Origin of the sequence: Pseudoalteromonas apostichopi, from assembly GCF_030297135.1 — a bacterium.
Classification (GTDB): Bacteria; Pseudomonadota; Gammaproteobacteria; order Enterobacterales; family Alteromonadaceae; genus Pseudoalteromonas; species Pseudoalteromonas apostichopi.
In genome coordinates, this window is the sequence record NZ_AP028065.1 from 1,538,449 (window position 1) to 1,556,687 (window position 18,239).

18 protein-coding genes are annotated in these 18,239 nt (G+C 40.8%); 13 read left to right on the forward strand and 5 right to left on the reverse strand.

The features are described from left to right. Nucleotides 1-43: 43 nt before the first annotated feature. On the reverse strand, nt 44-817 hold the full coding sequence (locus tag QUE86_RS06930; RefSeq protein ID WP_286260088.1) for an amidohydrolase: 774 nt from the start codon (nt 815-817) through the stop codon (nt 44-46). Beyond that, complete coding sequence (locus QUE86_RS06935) at nt 805-1,947, reverse strand: methionine aminotransferase (protein WP_286260090.1); 1,143 nt, start codon at nt 1,945-1,947, stop codon at nt 805-807. Before QUE86_RS06935 ends, QUE86_RS06930 begins: the two co-directional genes overlap by 13 nt. Nucleotides 1,948-2,046: 99 nt before the next feature. Here QUE86_RS06935 and QUE86_RS06940 point away from each other — a divergent pair, with 99 nt between their 5' ends. From QUE86_RS06940 to QUE86_RS06960, 5 genes are all read left to right on the forward strand, one after another. Further along, nucleotides 2,047-2,676, forward strand: a complete 630-nt coding sequence (locus QUE86_RS06940; RefSeq protein ID WP_286260092.1) for a methylthioribulose 1-phosphate dehydratase — start codon at nt 2,047-2,049, stop codon at nt 2,674-2,676. Then, a complete protein-coding gene (mtnC, locus tag QUE86_RS06945) occupies nt 2,673-3,359 on the forward strand; it encodes an acireductone synthase (protein WP_286260094.1) in 687 nt (228 codons plus the stop codon). The genes QUE86_RS06940 and mtnC overlap by 4 nt, the downstream gene beginning before the upstream one ends. Continuing rightward, complete coding sequence (locus tag QUE86_RS06950; protein ID WP_286260096.1) at nt 3,356-3,898, forward strand: 1,2-dihydroxy-3-keto-5-methylthiopentene dioxygenase; 543 nt, start codon at nt 3,356-3,358, stop codon at nt 3,896-3,898. Before mtnC ends, QUE86_RS06950 begins: the two co-directional genes overlap by 4 nt. 1 nt (nt 3,899) lies before the next feature. Next, nucleotides 3,900-4,241 carry a gamma-glutamylcyclotransferase family protein gene (locus QUE86_RS06955; RefSeq protein WP_130050258.1) on the forward strand — a complete coding sequence of 114 codons (342 nt, stop codon included), beginning with the start codon at nt 3,900-3,902 and terminating at the stop codon, nt 4,239-4,241. A gap of 98 nt (nt 4,242-4,339) precedes the next feature. Continuing rightward, a complete protein-coding gene (locus QUE86_RS06960) occupies nt 4,340-6,502 on the forward strand; it encodes a winged helix-turn-helix domain-containing protein (protein WP_286260099.1) in 2,163 nt (720 codons plus the stop codon). Nucleotide 6,503: 1 nt separating this feature from the next. Here the strand turns inward: QUE86_RS06960 and mtnA are convergent, their stop codons facing one another. Then, nucleotides 6,504-7,532, reverse strand: a complete 1,029-nt coding sequence (gene mtnA, locus QUE86_RS06965; protein WP_286260101.1) for an S-methyl-5-thioribose-1-phosphate isomerase — start codon at nt 7,530-7,532, stop codon at nt 6,504-6,506. A 134-nt stretch (nt 7,533-7,666) separates the two neighbouring features. Here mtnA and mtnK point away from each other — a divergent pair, with 134 nt between their 5' ends. Next, nucleotides 7,667-8,884 (forward strand): S-methyl-5-thioribose kinase, encoded by a 1,218-nt coding sequence (gene mtnK / locus QUE86_RS06970; RefSeq protein ID WP_178926376.1) that lies wholly within the window; start codon nt 7,667-7,669, stop codon nt 8,882-8,884. A gap of 57 nt (nt 8,885-8,941) precedes the next feature. On the opposite strand, the gene QUE86_RS06975 is transcribed toward mtnK, so the two are convergent. Together QUE86_RS06975 and QUE86_RS06980 are read right to left on the reverse strand one after the other, a co-directional pair. After that, nucleotides 8,942-10,426 carry an FMN-binding glutamate synthase family protein gene (locus QUE86_RS06975; protein WP_130050254.1) on the reverse strand — a complete coding sequence of 495 codons (1,485 nt, stop codon included), beginning with the start codon at nt 10,424-10,426 and terminating at the stop codon, nt 8,942-8,944. 112 nt (nt 10,427-10,538) lie between these two features. After that, nucleotides 10,539-12,317: a DUF885 domain-containing protein gene (locus QUE86_RS06980; RefSeq protein ID WP_130050253.1), complete on the reverse strand. Its 1,779-nt coding sequence runs from the start codon at nt 12,315-12,317 to the stop codon at nt 10,539-10,541. A 359-nt stretch (nt 12,318-12,676) separates the two neighbouring features. Here QUE86_RS06980 and QUE86_RS06985 point away from each other — a divergent pair, with 359 nt between their 5' ends. From QUE86_RS06985 to tatC, 7 genes are all read left to right on the forward strand, one after another. After that, nucleotides 12,677-13,663, forward strand: a complete 987-nt coding sequence (locus QUE86_RS06985) for a GGDEF domain-containing protein (RefSeq protein ID WP_286260348.1) — start codon at nt 12,677-12,679, stop codon at nt 13,661-13,663. Between the two features lie 121 nt (nt 13,664-13,784). Then, a complete protein-coding gene (gene ubiE / locus QUE86_RS06990) occupies nt 13,785-14,540 on the forward strand; it encodes a bifunctional demethylmenaquinone methyltransferase/2-methoxy-6-polyprenyl-1,4-benzoquinol methylase UbiE (protein WP_256855041.1) in 756 nt (251 codons plus the stop codon). Between the two features lie 28 nt (nt 14,541-14,568). Next, a complete protein-coding gene (locus tag QUE86_RS06995) occupies nt 14,569-15,174 on the forward strand; it encodes a ubiquinone biosynthesis accessory factor UbiJ (protein WP_130050251.1) in 606 nt (201 codons plus the stop codon). Nucleotides 15,175-15,191: 17 nt separating this feature from the next. Next, a complete protein-coding gene (gene ubiB, locus QUE86_RS07000; RefSeq protein WP_286260109.1) occupies nt 15,192-16,793 on the forward strand; it encodes a ubiquinone biosynthesis regulatory protein kinase UbiB in 1,602 nt (533 codons plus the stop codon). A gap of 77 nt (nt 16,794-16,870) precedes the next feature. Then, on the forward strand, nt 16,871-17,110 hold the full coding sequence (gene tatA, locus QUE86_RS07005) for a Sec-independent protein translocase subunit TatA (RefSeq protein ID WP_130050249.1): 240 nt from the start codon (nt 16,871-16,873) through the stop codon (nt 17,108-17,110). 5 nt (nt 17,111-17,115) lie between these two features. Next, a complete protein-coding gene (gene tatB, locus QUE86_RS07010; protein WP_286260111.1) occupies nt 17,116-17,448 on the forward strand; it encodes a Sec-independent protein translocase protein TatB in 333 nt (110 codons plus the stop codon). A gap of 50 nt (nt 17,449-17,498) precedes the next feature. Then, entirely contained in the window at nt 17,499-18,239 is a 741-nt protein-coding gene (gene tatC / locus QUE86_RS07015; RefSeq protein WP_286260113.1) for a twin-arginine translocase subunit TatC, read from the forward strand.

Sequence of the window (18,239 nt, forward strand, 5' to 3'; positions counted from 1 at the left end):
AACCATGAGTTTAACAAATTTTTCAGTATGCGGCTTCGAGCAATTACAGTAACTGAAATTGATCAGCATCTAAGTGAGCAGGAAACGCTCTTCGAAAATCATCAAGCGGTGATTTTTCTAAGCGCTGAATAATGATACCCGATTGGTTATCCTCCAGCTCAGCCAAGGTATCACCTTTATAGTCATATACAGCAGTGCCTCCGCTGTGGGCAACATCATTACCATCAGCCCCAATGCGATTCACACCTACGACAAAGCAAAGATTTTCCATCGCTCGTGCTTTTAGAAGGGTATCCCATACATGGCGACGAGCTGCTGGCCAATTGGCTACGTTGATCATCACATCGTAATCGTTGCAGTTTCGCTGAAATACAGGAAAGCGTAAGTCGTAACAAACTTGCGGTAAAATGCGAAAATCATTGATAGCGAATATCTCTCGCTGCTCGCCTGCTGCGACGAAATTGCCTTCGTTACCTAAACAGAATAAATGGCGTTTGTCGTAATACTTCACTTCGCCATTAGGCCAAACCCAATAAAAGCGATTAGCCTTTTTCTCGTCTTTTGCGACTAACACAGAGCCAGCAACTACAGCATTCTTTTGCTTAGCTGTGGCTTGTAACCAGCTAAGTACCTCGCCTTGTTCTGGTTCGCTGCAATCTAGATTAATCGCAAAACCCGTGGCAAATGTTTCTGGCAAGACAATTAAATCAACCTGCTCGCTAAAACTGTTAAGCTGCTCTGTAAAGTGCTCAAGGTTAGCGCTTTTATCAAGCCAATGTAGTGAAGACTGCACTAAAGCTAAGGTTAAAGTTGACATAAAATCTCCGCGGCACGTTTTAATGTGTCATCATTTTTAGCAAAACATAAACGAATCACTTTATCGCTGCTAGCACTGTTATAAAACACACTGAGTGGTACAGCTGCAACACCCGCTTGCTCAACCAGCCATTGGCAAAACTCAACATCATCAAGATCAGACACCTCACTATAATCAAGTAGTAAAAAGTAGGTACCTTCACTTGGTAAAATTTTAAAGCGGCTTTGCGCTAACGCTTCACTGAGCAAGTCGCGTTTTTGTTGGTAAAAATAACTTAGTTCATCAACATGTTCTGGCTCTAACTCGAGCATATCGGCTAGTGCATGCTGGGCAGGCGTAAAGCTTGAAAAGGTCACATATTGGTGAATTTTACGAAACTCTACCATTAACTGGGCAGGTGCAACACAATAACCCATCTTCCAACCAGTGCTATGAAAAGTTTTACCAAAGCTTGAGATCACAAAACTGCGTGCAAATAACTGAGGGTCGGTCAGCGCGCTTAAATGCAAAGCGCCATCAAAGGTAATGTGCTCATACACTTCATCGCTAATTACATATAAATCATGCTTAATAACAAGCGCTTTAAGGGCATTAATATCTTCTGTTTTAAAGATTTTACCGCTTGGGTTATGTGGCGTGTTGATGATGATGACACGTGTTTTGTCTGTAATGACATCGGCTACGGCTTGCCAATCGATTTTGTAGTCTGGCGCACGCAAGGCAACGTGAACTGAGCGACCGCCAGCAAGTTCAATTGCTGGTTGGTACGAGTCATAAGCGGGGTCAAACACCACAACTTCATCACCCTCTTTAACAAGCGCTTGAATTGCTACAAATAATGCTTCTGTTGCCCCTGAAGTGACAGTGACTTGTTGCTCGTAGTTTATGTTGTTATGGTATTTTCTAGCAATCAGAGCAGCTATTTGCTGTTGTAGCTTTGTAACCCCACTTGAAGGCGCATATTGATTTACCCCTTCAAGTACATAGTGATTGAGTTGTTTTTTTAACAAATCAGGTGCATCAAACTCAGGAAAACCCTGAGATAGATTAATAGCTTGGTACTGATTTGCCAGAGCTGTCATTTGACTAAAAATACTAGTGCCTAAATTCGGCAATTTACTTTCAAACACAGAGGTTCCTTAAAGATGGTTTTGCGCCCAAAGCGATGCTATCATTGCTTAAAACAGATGTATAGCCGTCTAAATAAGTTTTAGAATGTCGAGGAATATATGCACAACAATACCGCTATTTCAGAACTAATTGAAGCTGGTAAATGGGTAAGCCAACGTGGCTGGGTCCCTGCTACTGGTGGTAACTTTTCAGCCCGCACAGCAAGTGGCTATGTTGTCACAGCAAGTGGCTTCGATAAAGGCCAACTCGGCACTCATGCGTTTATTGAATTTGATCATGAAGGTAATCGCACTAAGGGCTCAGGTAATCCATCAGCAGAAACTGAGCTACATCTAAATATGTATAAGCTAATCCCATCTGCTAAATTTGTTTTGCACACTCATTCGGTAGCGGCAACCGTGTTATCGCGTGTTATTAAAGGCCATACTATCAACTTACACGGCTACGAAATGCAAAAGTCTTTAAGTGGTGTTAAATCGCATTTAGATACGCTAAGTATTCCTATTTTTGATAACGACCAAGACATCGACCGTTTAAGTTTACTTGTCAGTGATCATCACCTTCATACCCCTATTGAGCATGCCGTATTAATCCGCGGCCACGGTTTATACGTGGTTGGTCGAAATATCAAAGAAGTACTGCGTCATTTAGAAGGCTTAGAGTTTTTGTTTAGCTGTGAACTTGAGCGCTTAAAACTAGAAGGCATTCAAGCTGGAGTTCAGCCATGATCAAAGCGATTTTAACCGATATTGAAGGCACAATTACCCGAATCTCATTTGTTAAGGACGTATTATTTCCATACGCGGCTGGGCAGTTACCTGAGTTTGTAAAGTCACATCAAACAGACCCAGAAGTAGCAGCCCAAATTGAGGCTGTTAAAGCACATATAGAACAACCTGATGCCGATATCGAGACGGTAATTAAGCATTTAATTCATTGGATTGAAACAGATCAAAAAATTACCCCACTCAAGCAATTACAAGGCTTAATTTGGCAAACGGGCTACGAAAATGGCGATTTTACTGGCCACCTTTACCCAGATGCTTATGACTTTTTACAAGCCCAAAAACAGGCTGGCAAAAGTTTATATGTCTACTCATCGGGCTCAGTAAAAGCCCAGCACCTGATTTTTGAGTTCTCTGATTATGGTGATGTGAGACCTTTGTTCAGTGATTACTTCGACACTAAAGTCGGTGCAAAACAACAACAAAGCTCTTATGAGAATATTATTGCACAGTTGCCATTTGATGCTGCAGAAGTATTGTTTTTAAGCGATGTGGTAGCAGAGCTTGATGCTGCAAAAGCGGCAGGTCTGCGAACGCTTCACCTTATTCGAGATGGCCAAGAAGCAAGTGATATCCACCCATATATTAACGATTTCACAGCATTCAGCGCGGAGCTTTTAGTATGAGTCAATTAACTATTTTTAATGATACAAACGCAGATAACATACTGTTTCATAGTGAAGATTTAAGCGCTATTGCTAGAGAGCTTAATGCAGTTGGCGTTCGCTTTGAGCAATGGCAAGCAACGGCAAAGATTGATCAGGATACCAGTCATGACGCTATTTTAAGTGCCTATGCTAACGATATAGAGCGTCTTAAAGCAGAGGGTGGTTATCAAACAGTCGATGTTATTTCACTTGCCAAAGGTAACCCCAATGCCAGCGAGTTACGCAGCAAATTTTTGTTTGAACATACTCATAGCGAAGATGAAGTACGTTTCTTTGTAAAAGGCCAAGGTTTATTTTGCTTACACTTAGGCGATAAGGTGTATCAAGTGCTTTGCCAACAAGGCGACTTAATTTCAGTACCAGAACTCACACCACATTGGTTTGATATGGGCAGCGACCCTGAATTCACAGCAATTCGCTTATTCAATAATACCGAAGGTTGGGTCGCTAAAAGCACTGAGTCAACCATTGCGACCAACTTCCCACTGCTGGATTAACATGGAAAAGCTATTTTCGTACGGTACCTTGCAGTACCGACAAGTTCAATTGGATACCTTCGGGCGCTTGCTCGAAGGTATTCCTGCGACATTATCAGGGTATATCATTGGCGAGGTCGAGATCACCGACGAAGCAGTTCTTAAAAGTAGTGGTCAGCGTTTTCACCCCGCTTTAATCAAAACGGGCAAACAAAGTGATACGGTTAATGGCACAATTTACTTAATCACCGAACAAGAGCTTGCTCAGGCAGATGCTTACGAAGTTGACGATTATCAGCGCATTGAAGAAACATTTCAGTGTAGCAACCAAGCTTGGTTATATGTTGCCAAAAAGAGCCTTTAATTTACAAAATTAAAACAAAAAAACCCAAATAAAGAACAAAAGCTGTTATTATTCTCCCTCATCAAGATCATTACTAATTATTAGTTAAAGGACTAAACATGGGGTCGGCATTTTCACCCTTACGCGATACTGTTATTTATGTGGGTGAGTGGCAATTTAACACGCAGCAGCAAACCATCAGCGATGGCACTCATACGCGCGAACTAGAACCTTTACTTTATAAACTATTATGCTTTTTCATTACCCATAATGATCGCATTATTACTCGCCAAGAATTAGTTGAGAACATTTGGCAACAAAGCTTTGTTGATGACAATGCCATCAACCGTGCAATCTCAGAGCTAAGAAAAGTACTCAAGTCAGAAAAGCAACCTGGGCAAACCATTAAAACCCATTACCGCAAAGGTTACAGTTTATTTATTGAAGTTAAGTCTCTTGATCACGCTGTGAGTACAGAACAGCTAAAAACAGAAAATGTAATAACAGTAGATAAAGACGCTGAGACTCAAGTTAATACAGCCAACATTAGTCCACAAAAAGATCATACTTCACGCTGGCCGTGGCCTTTTGCAGCCTTAGTATTGAGTTTATTGCTTGCTGCTATTTGGTTGTTCTTACAACAGCCTAAAGCCACTACTGAAGAGCAAAGTGAAGTACCTCATTTAGACCTGCAAGCAGAAACTATTTCATGGCATAAAGGCACACACTATCAGTTATTACTAAACCAAAGCAAAACGAAACTTGCCTATGTGCTGCAAAATGATAATAAGCATCTTTTTGTTGTCGACTTAGCGACTAAAAAAGAGTATCAAATCGCATCAGGGGAGCTATTTTTACAGGGGTGGTCTGAAGATGGGGAACGTCTATTTTATGGTTCATGTGAAGGTGGTGATTACAACAATTGTATCACTTGGCAAGCAAGTAACCTGTTATCTAATGAAGCCGTAATAAAGCCACGAACTAATCAACCTTTACTAAACCAAACCCCAAGCGAGTACATTGAAGTCGGCAATGTGGCAATAACAAGGCGTAATAATTACCGCGGCTTAACTCACCTGTATGCCCTTTATGCACAAGACTTAAAAACGGGTGAAGAAATTCGTATTACCTCACCAAATATTACTGGGACCGGCGACTTTCTATTAACAACCCTTCAAAACCCTAGTCGTATCATTTTCGAGCGCCACAATGTGGGTCAAGCAGAAATCTACATGGCTAATTTAGACGGCAGTTCACTTAAACTTTTAACGACGAACGATTACCGAGCTTGGGCTGCAACTTATGATCAGCAAACTAACTCTCTTGTTTGGTATAACCGCGGCAAATTGACGATTGAATCATTTTCATTTGATACTATGAGTCGTGGAGAGCCGATTAAGGCTCCAGTAAAGCGAGCTAATTACGCTTACCCTCTCAATAAACACAGTGTGTTAATAAGTACCGATATACACGACAGTGATGCCGCTATTTTTGACTTAAAATCAAAACAAATGAGCTATATAGCGACGGTCAATAAGCATGAGGATGACTTGGTCGCATTGACTAATAATGATGTCTACTTCGCTGATTTTGAGTACTATAAACGCCAACACTGGCTGAGAAAAGACAACCAATATATCAATATAACCGACAAACTTGGCGAAGCTACTACCGTTATTACTGCAAATAGCGATAGCAGTAAGCTTGTTAGTTTTAATAAAGCCAATCAGCAACTCAGCTTACTAAATGCCCATGACTTTTCAGAAATTAAGCACTGGACATTACCTGGGAACAGCAAACTGGCAGCGGTCAGAGGTAATAAAATTGCAGTAATTTATACTGAGCTTAGCAGTCAGCAAAACCAAATAATGATTTTACACACCAACAGCGATCAAATTGTCAAAAGCACCATAGACACCCCATTGGCAATTGCTTGGTATGACGATACTCAACTAATCGTACATTCTAAGTACGGTAAATATCTGCTTTTAGATAGTGACAGCAATACCTATAGTGAACTGACGACCCCAGATAAACTAATCGAGCTGAAGCCTTCAATTATCTCTATGGCAAGCAACCAACACAGCTTGTATATCGCCACGGAAACTGAAGTGTATAGTATTAATTTAGCGAACATGCAAAATGTAGAACTCGCACTTCAAATGCAGCGTTTGCACTTTATTTCCCATATCAATGCAAATAATGACAAGCTCGCAATTTCATTCATAACTGCAAATAGTCAAAATAGTATTGAGCTCTATACAGAAAAAAGTGCAGAATAATTTACTCTTTTAACTGCTTTAGAATACCTTGCTCAATATCGGTCTGATCATAAACACCGCTATCGAGCACCCAGCCCGTGACCAAACTAGCAGGGGTAACATCAAATGCTGGGTTATAAACCTGTGCATTAGTCGGTGCCCACATAGCTTCGCCAAAGCTGCCACTAACACCACGGACTTCGTTGGGGCTGCGCTGTTCAATTTCGATATCCGCACCACATATCGTTTGCGTATCAAGTGTCGTGAGTGGCGCTACAACATAAAATGGAATGTTATGGAAATGCGCTAACACAGCGAGGTTATAAGTGCCTACCTTATTGGCAAAATCTCCGTTTGCAGCAATACGATCTGCGCCCACAAATATCTTATCGACTTTGCCCGCAGCCATTAAACTGGCCGCCATGTTATCGCAAATCAAAGTGTAAGGAATTTGCCAACGCTCGAGCTCAAAAGCAGTTAAACGACCGCCTTGCAGTAACGGTCGTGTTTCATCAACCCAAACATGAATATCACCATGACGTTGCTGCGCTTTATAAATCACCCCTAATGCAGTGCCAACACCCGCAGTCGCTAACGCACCTGTATTACAATGGGTTAAAATGTTGTCGCCTTTATCAACCAAGGCAGCACCACGTTCAGCCATACTATCGCAAAGGGCAATATCTTCTTTAAATAACTGCTCAGCAGTGGAGACAACAGCAGCAACAAAATCAGTCTCTGTTAGCGCTTCACGTAACTTGGCCATACAGTGCATAAGGTTTACTGCTGTGGGGCGTGTTGCTTCAAGTTCATCAATGGTAGTAGAAAGTGCTGATTGACTCATGCCCTGCTCAGCTAAATGTGCAACCAATAAGCTAGCACCTAAGCCGATTAAAGGTGCGCCCCGGATTTTCAAAGTCAGAATCAAATCTTTCATCGTTTCAACATCGTTACATACATGCCAATGCTGTTGATGTGGCAACAAATACTGATCAAGCACGGTTAGCGTACCTTGCTGATATTTAATACTGCTCGCGATGAGATCTTGCATACAAAATCCAGATAACTAATTTAGATGAGTCGTTATTTTACATCAGTTTTGAGAACTAACAAGTTAGATGTATGGACATCTAAACGGTTACAGATATAGAATGCTTAAAGTTAATTGTATTACGAGATTAAGCCATGGCTAAATATACTGCCTTCACTGCAGAGCATGCTGTTGATTACATTAAAGAACTTATTGAAAGTAAGCGAATTTCAGTATTCACTAATGATGCAAAGCTTAGTGCATACGAATTTGGCGACGGAAACTTAAACTTAGTTTTTCGTGTTGCTGATCAGCACAACAATAGTGTAATTTTAAAACAAGCACTTCCTTACGCCCGTTGTGTAGGTGAGTCATGGCCGTTATCTTTGGACCGCGCACGCATTGAAGCCGAAGTATTGATTAATCATGGTCAGTTATGTCCAGAGCATACCGTGGCGATATTGCATCATAATGTAGAACTGGCTTTAACTGTATTAGAAGATTTAGGTGAGTTACAAATTTTACGTGGCGCACAAATCAACGCAGAGCAATTTCCATTATTGGCAAGTCATGTTGCGCTCTATTTAAGCCGAACAGGCTTTTATAACTCAGACTTTTACTTATCTGCTGAAGATAAAAAAGCCAAAGTCAGTCAATTTATTAATCCTGATTTATGTAAGATCACAGAAGACTTATTCTTTACTGATCCGTACATTGAGCATGAGCGCAATAATTTCCCAGCTGAGCTTAATGAGCACGTCGAAAGTATTCGTAATAATGATGCTTTAAAACTAGCAGCAGCAAAATTAAAAGCTAAATTCTTATCTTGCCCACAAACTTTATTACATGGTGATATGCATAGCGGCAGTATTTTTGTTGATAGCAATACCACCAAAATGATCGATCCAGAGTTCGGCTTTTTTGGTCCTGTTGGTTTTGATATCGGCTCATTTATGGGTAATTTGTTACTAAATTACTGCGCCCAAAACGCGCGTATCGCTGAGCAAGCAAAGCGCCGCCAATACCAAACCCATTTATTAACCTGCTTACAAGACTGTTATAGCCAATTTGAACAACATTGGCTAAACCTGGCAAGTAACGAAGCAACTGATATTAGCTTTGCAAATCGCGCTTTTAGCGAAGATTACTTACAACAAGTACTGCGAGATGCGATTGGCTACTGTGGCGCTGAACTTATTCGCCGTACTATTGGTTTAGCCCATGTTGCTGATATCGATGGAATTGAAGATGAACAAGCGCGTTTAGCAGTACAACAACAAACACTTGTACTCGGCGAGCAACTGATGCTCAATGCCACAAGCTGTAATAATAAAGACGAGTTCTTTTCTTTGTTAATCAGTTTATTAAACTAATAGTCAAAAATTTAAAAAGGCGCTCAATGCGCCTTTTAATTATTCAACCCAACTAGATTATTTATTGTAGTGCTCATACATTTTATCGAGCGGTTCTGATAAGCCATTTTCTTGTACCACCCGCACATGCTGACGAGCCAGCTCTCTGGCACTTGATACGCCACACGAATGGGCTATAAGCCCTGCGCCGTAATGAATGTACTTATTATAGTTAGCAACACGCTGGGCTTTGTCTGTTACATCCAAGCCTCGTTGTAAGCGTTCATTATGCGTAGTAATGCCGGTTGGGCAGGTATCTTTATTACATTGCAATGCTTGAATACAACCAAGCGAAAACATGTGACCACGAGCTGAAACAATAAAGTCAGCGCCCAATGCCAATGCCCAAGCAACTTTAGATGGTACAATCAACTTACCCGAGGCAATCACTTTCACTCGCTCTCTAAGCCCATGTTTCTTCAATAAATCAACAACCAAAGGTAAGCTTTCTCGCAGGGGCAACCCCACAGAATCCATCAAAGGCTGAGGGGCAGCGCCCGTACCACCATCGGCACTATCTATTGTGATAAAATCTGGGGCTGATTCAATGCCACGGTTATTAATTTCACTGAATAAGGTTTCGAGCCAAGTGTATTCACCAATCACCGCTTTGAAACCTGTGGGTTTGCCCGTGGTATTGCGCACCATGGCGACCATATCAAGTAGGTCAGCTGGTGATTTAATCTCAGGATGACCATTTGGACTAATTGAGTCTTGCCCTTCAGGAATCCCCCGAATTTTTGCGATTTCTGCAGTCACTTTACGTCCCGGCAACATACCTCCCTTACCGGGTTTTGCGCCTTGGCTCATTTTAATTTCGAACATTTTAACTTGTTCGTGATCAGCAATTGCTTTGAGTTTTTCGGTGCTTAATTTACCGTGCTCATCTCGTACACCATATTTTGCCGTGCCGATCTGAAACACGATATCAGCACCACCTTCAAGATGATAAGAGCTTAGCCCGCCTTCACCTGTGTTCATCCAACAGCCAGCTAATTTAGCACCTCGAGATAGTGCTCGAACAGCCGGCTTAGATAGTGCACCAAAGCTCATGCCTGAAATATTAAATAATGCATTTGTGGTATAGGGTTTAGGACAATAAGGTCCTAAAGTGACTTCACTAGGATCGAGCGCCTCTTCATCTAAGGTAGGAAACGCGCAATTCATAAACATTACGGTTCCTGTCGCTTCAAGACTCTGAGTTGAACCAAAGGCCGTCGTACGGTCAACATTCTTCGCAGCACGATACACCCAACTCCGCTCTGCACGGTTAAAGGGTAATTCTTCTCTATCCATAGCAAAGAAGTACTGACGGAAAAATTCCCCCTGGCGTTCAAAAAAGTAACGAAAGCGGCCAATCACTGGGTAGTTACGGCGAATAGCATGTTTAGATTGCGTTACATCACTAATGTAAAAACACACAATCACTAGCAAAACGATGCCTAATGCAAAAATAAATAAACTGGCAAATACATCGATACTAAAAATTATAAAATCACTCATCCAAGGCCCCTTTGTGAAATGACATCTATCAAATCATATAAGTTGTTTATATTAGGTGCAATAAACAAAAAAGGCGTGATTTAAATCACGCCTTTTCGTTTCTTTTATGCCGCTATGCTGCTCGTTTGGCTAACTCAGCTTTAATATAAAGTTGAATTTGCTCTTCAAGTACTGACATTGGCACTGAGCCATGACGTAATATTTGATGATGAAATTCGCGAATATCAAAATCTTGACCAAGCGCTTGCTCAGCTTCGTGGCGTAAACGTTTAATTGTTAACTCACCAATTTTGTATGACAAAGCTTGTGCAGGCCATGAAATATAACGGTCGGTTTCGGTCTTCACATTATGCAATGAAAGCGCGGTATTTTCGCTCATAAACTTCATCGCACGCTCGCGGCTCCAGCCATACATATGCATACCTGTATCAACCACTAAACGAGCTGCACGCCACATTTCATAGGTCAAACGACCAAAGTCACTGTATGGGTCTTGATAAAAACCCGCTTCGATACCTAAAAACTCTGAATATAAGCCCCAACCCTCACCAAATGCCGATAAATAAGCATTACGGCGATAACTTGGCAGTGACTCAAGTTCCGCATTAAGTGAGATTTGCAAGTGGTGCCCCGGAACAGCTTCGTGCAAAGTTAATGCTTCAAGAACATACAATGGACGCTTGTCTAACGCATAGGTATTAACCCAATAATAACCCGCTTGGTCATCGCGACGAGAACCTGAGTAACGGCCAGTTGTATATTTAGGTGCAATACTCGCTGGCACTGGCGCAACACCATAAGGCATTCTTGGTAAGGTGTGGAATAACTTAGGTAATTGAGCATCCATTTTCTTAGCGATGTAAGAGGCTTCTTTTAGCAGTTCTTTTGGTGTTTTTGCGTAAAATTGCGGATCAGTACGTAAAAAGTGGACAAAATCAGCAAATGAGCCTTCAAAACCTACTTTCTTAATAATTTTTTCCATTTCGGCACGAATGCGTGCCACTTCTTGTAAACCCAGCTCGTGGATTTCTTTTGGCGTCATATCTGTGGTGGTATAGTATTTAGCACGGTTTTCGTAAAACGCTTTACCGTTTGGCGTACTAGAAATACCAATGTCTGTTCGTGCACCTGGCTGATATTCATTATTAAAGAAAGTTAAGTAACCTTGATAAGCCGGAATAACCTGCTCTTTAATGATAGTTTGCGCTTGCTTTTGCAATGCTGCAAATTCGCTGTCACTAATACCTGCGGTATTTTTTAAAAATGGTTTGTAGAATTCTGACTCTGTTGCATCATCAACAATATACGCAGTAATTGAGTCTTGATACCCTTCTAAAACAGCCTTAGGTTGAGTCAGCCCCACCTCAAGACCCTTGCGCATCCAACCAATATTTTGCGAAAAATAGCGAGGAATTTGCTGTAATTTAGCAAGATATAGTTGGTAATCTTGTTCTTTTGTGTAGTCAGAGCTTGAAATCATAAATGATAAGCTAGAATGAAACCCATACTCAGACGTTAGTGGCATATAATGCGTGTTAAACACATATTCATCGACACTATTTTGCACTTGACCACGTAAAATAGTTAGGTTGATGCGGTTTTCTTCAGATAATTTATCACGGTCTATAGCATCTAAATCGGCGAGTAACGCTGTATTTTTCTTATATTTTTGCTCTAGAAACTCTGCTGATAGGTTTTCTAATAAATAACCATCTACGCCATTTTCTTTACCATATGGACTGATACTTTGACGGTAATTAACAATATTTTCGGCTACTTGAGTAAATTGCTGATCAGCATCAATATTTGTTACCTGGCAAGCGCTTAAAGTACAAGCTAAAGCAACCGCAATAACAGAACGGTTTAAAGTTCGCGACAGTGTTTGTTTCATAGCATTCTTTTTAGTTTTAATCAGTATTGCTAAAGTAGCGCAGCACTGACTAAAACCCAAGCAAATGCGACCAAGCTCAGTTTAAATGCGCTCAAATTAGCATCACTGGGGAAGCATCAATGTGCAAGCTTTAAGCAATTTTTAATTACACTTGTTAAAGTTGTTGAGAAAATCAGCTAATAGACACAAACAGAACAAATTTAAGTTCCAAAATTAGCGATTTTGCTTTTAAATAGGCTGATTACAGATTACTGTAGACTCAGTATTTATGCTTGGAAGCAAATACACTTTACGGAAGAGATGATTAATTGGTTGATATGCGTATTTAGTGGTATTGAAAAATGATGTTCCATGATCCCATGGCTATTGCTCAAGAAAAAATGACAAAGGTATGTATCTTTTTAGAACACCATGCATTACCGCCGTCACCACTTAATTACCAAGTTGTTTACACCTACGTCAGCCAATCTAACCCCAAACTTAATGCCACAATTGACCGCGCCATTGCACAAAGAAAAGCCATTGATTGTGTCTATGTAGAACAGCTGTATTTCGATTTTATAGAACAAGGCCATAAAATGAAAACCGCCATTGTTCGCAACGTTGACTCAGTCATTAATACCCTTTCACGTAATGCTAGCAATAACGAGCAAAATATTGTGCGCTTTGCTGATCAAGTTAGTGACTGTGTGCATTCAATCGATGAAAACAATATTGAACAAACGCGTCACGCATTAAAAATGCTCAGTAAGCAATCTGAAGTACTGCTCAACCAGCATCGTCAATTTAAGCAAGAAATAGCAAAAGCCAAATCAATACAAGAAAAAACCCAAAAGCAGCTCACTCAATTACGCAAACAACACATTACCGACCAACAAACAGGCCTATACAAGCGCCATTACTTAAATCAACAAACCCAACTCTGGATCGGCCAAAATAAAGCAGTTTGTGCTATCTCTATCCACATTGAGAACCTGAACCATTTTATTGAAAACTATGGTGATGTAATTGGTGAAGTCATTTTAAGTAAAGTCGCGAAGCAAGTGCAAAAATACGTACAAGAAAGTGGTTTGCCAGGGCGCACAAGTAAGGATGAATTTACCATCTTACTTGCTGACATAGAGCCTGAAACTGCCAACTTAATAGCTGAAAAAGTACGAAATGGTGTCGAAAAGCTACGCTTTGTAAGCTCAAGAAATGGCACCAAACTACCTGCTATCACCCTAGCCCTTGGTATCGCGAAACATGAAGGCGATGGTGACTTTAATAGTTTAGCCCGTAAAGCTTCTTTAGCAGCTGCTAAAGCCAAGTCGCTTGGACAAAGTAGTTTTATTGCCGGTCAATAAAGTTTAACACTGCGCTAAGTCATGAAAAGCCACGCTAATCTGATGATTTAGTTATAATCAAATTGCACCCCACAGCCACAATCAAGTACACTAGTCTTTATTGCCACGATAGAGATTAATCATGAACGAGAATCAAGAAAAGACCACGCATTTTGGCTATAAAACCGTTGCTGAAAACGACAAAGCATCAATGGTTGCAGATGTATTCCACTCAGTCGCTGCAAAGTATGACGTAATGAATGATCTTATGTCGTTCGGTATTCATCGTTTATGGAAACGCCAAACTATTGCAAGTTCAGGTGTTCGTAAAGGTCACTATGTATTAGACCTTGCGGGCGGTACTGGTGATTTAACCGCTAAATTTAGTCAATTAGTTGGTGAAACGGGTCAGGTTATCTTAGGCGATATTAACTCTTCAATGCTGAAAGTTGGCCGCGAGAAACTTCGTAACCTTGGTCGTGTTGGCAATATTGAATATGTACAAATGAATGCAGAAGCATTGCCATTTCCTGATAACAGCTTTGACTTGATCACTATCGCATTTGGTCTTCGTAACGTTACCGATAAAGATAAAGCACTACGCTCAATGTATCGTATTCTGAAGCCTGGCGGTCGCTTATTAGTACTTGAATTCTCTAAACCAGAACAAGAAATACTGAGCAAAGCCTATGACTTCTATTCATTTAATATCTTACCTAAAATGGGTGAGCTAGTAGCGAATGATGGCGAGTCTTATCAATACCTTGCGGAATCTATCCGAATGCATCCAGATCAAGAAACGTTAAAAAGCATGATGGAAGATGCAGGTTTTGAACAAACTAGTTATCAAAATCTTACTGGCGGTATTGTTGCCCTCCATCGTGGTTTTAAATACTAAAAACTCTATTAATTAAGTAGGTAACGCGATGTTAGCAAACGCTCTGTTATCACTCGTCGAACGAATCATTAATCAACTGCTGCAGTTAGACCCTCAGTTAAAAGGCAAACTTGCAGCAATTGCTGATAAACAGCTGTTGGTTGAGATACGTGATTGGCAACAGTCAATTTTGTGCGTATACAGCGACGAGCAAATTCATTTATACAGTACGCAAGAGCGCAATTTTGACTGCATGATCAGCGCTGATATCAATACCTTGTTGGCGCTTAAAGATCCGTCAATGCTAACGCAACTCATTCGCCAAGATAAGCTCGACTTGCAAGGCGATTTAAATCTTGCACAAGGCTTTAGCAATGCTTTTGCAGAGCTTGATATTGACTGGCCAGAGCACTTTTCTCGATACATTGGCGATGCCCCAGCACAACAGTTGTGGCTCTCTTTACAAACCTTAAAACGTCGTGGTTCACAAACAAAGAGTAAGTTAGAAAATACCTTAACAACACTTTGCCAAGATGAGTTAGCAGTGACCATACACCCTCTTGAGCTTGCTGAGTTTAAACAGCAAAATCGCCAATTAAAAAGCCAAGTATCTCAATTAGAGATGCGAATTAACGCGCTGTTACAGTCACGCTAATGCGCTAAGGAACTTGTGTGTCGTCTGCTCGTCTTTATTACATCACTAAAACCCTTCTGAGCTACGGCTTAGACGAATTAATTCCGCGTAAAAGAGTGCCTTGGTTTGCAAAGCTCGGACGCGGAAGCTTATTTTGGTTACGCAACCAACATAAAGATAAACCTGCAGGTATGCGCTTGCGACTTGCTCTACAAGAACTTGGCCCGGTATGGATCAAGTTTGGCCAAATGCTTTCAACACGCCGTGACTTACTCCCTCATGATGTCGCATTAGAGCTTGCACTACTACAAGATCAGGTTGAACCTTTTGAAGGTGAACTTGCCCAGCAGCTTATCGAAAAAGCGCTGGGAATTAATGATATTAGTGAATTGTTCAGTGACTTTTCGCAAACACCTTTAGCATCAGCATCGATCGCACAAGTCCATACTGCTACCTTAATTGATGAGCATGGCGCAGCTCAAGATGTGGTAATTAAAGTCATACGCCCCAATATAAAAGAGCAAATTGATGCTGACTTAATGCTGATGCAAAAAGTCGCTCGATTAGTTGCAAAGTTATTAAAAGAGGCTAAACGTTTACGTCCTATTGAAGTCGTAAACGAGTACAAAAAAACCTTGTTGGATGAACTCGACTTAATGCGAGAAGGGGCGAATGCAATACAGCTACGCCGTAACTTTGAAGACTCAGATTCACTTTACATCCCTTTTGTATACAGTGATTACAGTCGTAGTAATGTATTGGTAATGGAGCGTATTTACGGAATTCCTGTATCAGATACTGAAGCATTGCTTGCGCAAAATACCAATATGCAGCTACTAGCCGAACGCGGAGTAGAAGTCTTTTTCACGCAAGTATTCCGTGACAGTTTCTTCCATGCAGATATGCACCCGGGTAATATTTTCGTTTCTCGCGAAAACCCTCATAACCCACAATATATCGGTATTGATTGCGGTATTGTAGGCACCCTTAATCGTGAAGATAAGCGCTATTTAGCAGAAAACTTTATTGCCTTTTTTAACCGTGATTATCGCCAAGTAGCGCAACTACACGTTGATTCTGGCTGGGTACCCGCCGATACCAGCATCGAAGAGTTTGAGTTTGCTATTCGTACTGTGTGTGAGCCCATTTTTAATAAACCATTAGCTGAAATCTCGTTTGGCCATGTGTTAGTCAACCTGTTTAATACGGCTCGTCGCTTTAATATGCAAGTTCAACCGCAATTAGTGTTACTGCAAAAGACGCTGTTGTATGTTGAAGGCCTTGGCAGACAACTGTATCCGCAGCTTGATCTATGGAAAACTGCTAAACCTTTTCTAGAAGATTGGGTCAAAGAACAAGTTGGTCCGCTTGCAGTAATGAAAAAAATGTATGCGAACTTGCCATTTTGGGCAGAAAAAATGCCTGAATTACCTGATTTAATTTATCAAAACTTAAAGCGTCAACAACAACCTGTACAATTGCCAGCGCCGCAATCTGCTAAACCTTTGTTACTTAGCATCTTTGCTGGTAGCTGCTTGATTGTTTCAGGCTTATGTTATTTACAGCATGATTTAGTTGCGAGCGCAATTACCGCTGGCTTTGCTGTAGCGGGCTTTATTGCTGCATGGCGAAGCACATAAACTAAGTGCTATTTATGTTTTGGTGAGTATAATCGAGACAAGTCTATTCTAAAAATTTGATAAAAACGGAGTAACCCATGGGTTTTGGTGGTATCAGTATTTGGCAATTAATCATTATTTTAGCAATCATCGTTTTGTTATTTGGCACAAAGAAACTTCGTGGCATTGGCGGTGATTTAGGCAGTGCTGTAAAAGGCTTTAAAAAAGCAGTGTCTGATGAAGACCAAACTAACGCAAAAAGCGAGCAGATAGAAAAATCTTCTAACACGCAAAGCAAAGAAACCGTAGAGAAAAGCAAAGACGACCATAAGGCTTAATCAACATGGGGATGTGGGAACTTGTTGTCGTACTGATCGTAGGTCTGATTGTATTAGGTCCAGAGCGCTTGCCTGTGGCAATTCGCACTGTGAGCCGCTGGGTAAAAACATTAAAATCAGTCGCCAACTCAGTGAAAGCTGAAGTGAACGAAGAACTCCGTATCCATGAGCTTCACGAAAACTTAAAAAAAGCAGAGCAACAAAATTTGCAAGAACTCTCTCCAGATCTGCAAGACTCTGTAAACGAACTACAAAAGGCTGCCCAGTCAGTCACCCACAGTTACAAGAAAGACACGCCTGAAAAAGCAGAAATTAAAAATAATGATGAAAAAAAGTGAATTTAATCTCTGCTTTTGTGGTCAATAACAACGATGATGAATAGTAAATTATGACCGAGCAAGCTCACACAGGCTTTGTTGGCCACTTAATTGAGTTGCGAAATCGACTCATGAAAGCTTTGTTAAGCATTTTGCTAATATTTATCAGCTTGGTTTATTTTGCCAACGATATTTATAGCTTTGTTGCAGCACCTCTTATTGCAAATTTGCCAAGCACTGCCACCATGATCGCAACGGATGTAACAGCACCCTTTTTTGCACCGTTTAAACTCACCCTATTTGTGGCTTTATTTGCTGCTATTCCAATGATACTGCACCAAGTTTGGAGCTTTATAGCACCCGGCTTGTATCAACATGAAAAGCGTATGCTAATGCCGATTTTGGCCTCGAGTATTTTGCTATTTTATAGTGGTATCGCATTTTGCTACTTTGTAGTGCTGCCAATCATTTTAGGGTTTTTTACTAACGCTGGCCCTGATATGATGACATTAGCGCCTGATATTAGTAGCTATTTAAGTTTTGCTTTAAAACTGTTTTTTGCTTTTGGTATTGCGTTTGAAATACCCGTCGCCATCATGCTGTTATGCTGGAGTGGTGCTACAACAACAAAAAGTTTAAAAGAAAAACGACCTTATATTGTGGTAGGTGTATTTGTGGTTGCCATGTTTTTAACACCTCCTGATGTACTGTCACAGACATTACTAGCATTACCCATGCTGTTATTATTTGAATTAGGTTTAATTTTGGCTGCATTTTATACCGCCAAGCCTCAACAGGAATCCGAGGAATAA